Consider the following 1,894-nt stretch of genomic DNA (forward strand, 5'->3'; position numbering starts at 1 on the left):
TTGTTCCATGTGAGCGCGACACGGTCCTCACAGCTCTCAGTGGCATCAGCAGCAACAGCGAAAGACTGCTGTCGAAGCTCCGCAGAGGCACTGAGTTTTTCCAGCCATGCAGCGACCTGTTCACGGAATCCGGAGGTATTGCGTGCAGAGACGGTATCGGAAAGGCGGTCAAGGAACGCGGAAAAGGTGTTGGCGTGCTCTTCATGTTCAAAAGCATGCCATATCTGTGATACATCAGATTGTTTGTTTTCCGGGAACCATGCTGTCACGGCATCAGCCAGGGGGCGATGGAGTGTATTCTGTTGTCCGTCACTCATGGAGAAGTAAATCTGCGGGCCGTGGTAGTCCGGCGAAGAGGTTAATCTTTGCAGGGATTGCAGAACGCGAGTCGACAATGGATTCCCTGAAATGTTAACATTCGTACAAATGGGCAATGTGATTATATTTTCGGGTAATGAAGTTAGTAGGTTATTGGAAACATCCAGTGTCAATAGTTCTTGCGGTAATCTGGATAATCTGCGTAGTTGATTTTCACCTACCTTCAAATATTTTAAGCGCTGAGGAAATTCTGGTAGTTCCTGTAGTCTGTTGCCGGAAACAAAGAGTTCTTGTAGTCTATGAGGCAATTCAGGCAAGACAGTAAGGCGATTACCTTCAATACGTAATATTGTTAGCGTTGATGGAAGCTCTGGTAACGTCTCCAGACTATTAAAACGTGCCGAGAGTGATTGTAAATATGGTGGTAATGATGGCAGACATGACAAATTTCGATTGAATGAAATATTAAGCTTAATCAGTTGAGATGGAAGTGTCGGGAGTATATTCAAGTTGTTACCATTTACATGAAGTTCTGTCAAAAGCGGAGAATTTTCAGGTAGGGAGATTAACTCATTGTTGGAAATATTAAGTTCACGTATATGCAAAGGGAGTGGTGGTAAAGAACGTAGTTTCAGTAAGCTTAAATTGAGAACAGGCTCCCGGGTATCCAGACATATTTTCAATAATCGAACCGCCTGGATGCGATTTTCTGTTGTTGTTCCTTCCCTAGCCCAGTCATCCCAGATGCGGTGGTAATCTCTGGTACACTGTTCTTCTACCGATAAACGAGATATACATGATAAGCCACAAAGGGAACGAAAAAAAGAATGATTGTTGATCGGTTTCATTTATTAACCCCTCACTATTCATATCTTGGTCTATTAATGCAAATAAAACGAGAAAGTCTTTAAAAAAACAATCCTAGAGCTCTATCGGCGTTTTCATTCCAGCTGGAGGAATATGTTCCTGTCTTTCCAGTAACCGTCGATTGTTATATCAGTCTACCCATGTTAATGTGACCAGTTCTACTTTCATCCAGTTTGGATTGATCTTTATCCCCTATATTTTCAAACAATTTTTATCATTTAACTCATTACTGTCTCGATATTCCCATAGCAAACGATCTGGTTGGTTAGCCCCTCAAAAAAGTCAGTTGCACGCCGTAAATCCCTGCCGGTATTGAGCGAGGATTTACGGGTTGTTGTTAAGGTCCGTAATCGGGTCACAGTTTTTCCGGAGTCAATCCGGTCTGCGGTTTATGCTTATGCGACGTGATTATGAATGGTGCAGTCGTGAGCCGTTTTCAGACAATCGCAGGGCCAGTACCTCGTCAGTCAACTGACGGTAAATCTGCTGTTCAGTCTCACGCATCACCTGTGCACCGGCTTCCCTCTCCGCATCCGTATCACCGCTCAGACCTGATGCTTTCAGCCGGTCAGCCACCCTCTGAGAGTACTCATTCTCCAGCATCTCATACTTCTGCTCTTCTGCCTGCGCCCAGCGGTCAGCTTCCGTACGCTTCAGTACAGCATGCCATGGTCCCCAGAGGGAGAACCAGTCCTTAAATTCATTCTCT

General features: G+C 44.8%; 1 protein-coding gene and 1 pseudogene. Both read right to left on the bottom strand.

Annotated features, from left to right (window positions below; translation table 11 throughout):
* Positions 1 to 1,166, bottom strand: a 1,166-nt coding sequence (gene ipaH4.5, locus BFF42_RS15755; protein WP_069375761.1) for a T3SS effector E3 ubiquitin-protein ligase IpaH4.5, incomplete at its 3' end; no start/stop codon positions are given.
* A gap of 427 nt (positions 1,167 to 1,593) precedes the next feature.
* Positions 1,594 to 1,894, bottom strand: a pseudogene (locus BFF42_RS15760) (E3 ubiquitin--protein ligase); the annotation flags it as partial.

Origin of the sequence: Shigella sp. FC1661, from assembly GCF_001712525.1 — a bacterium.
Lineage (GTDB): Bacteria > Pseudomonadota > Gammaproteobacteria > Enterobacterales > Enterobacteriaceae > Escherichia > Escherichia coli.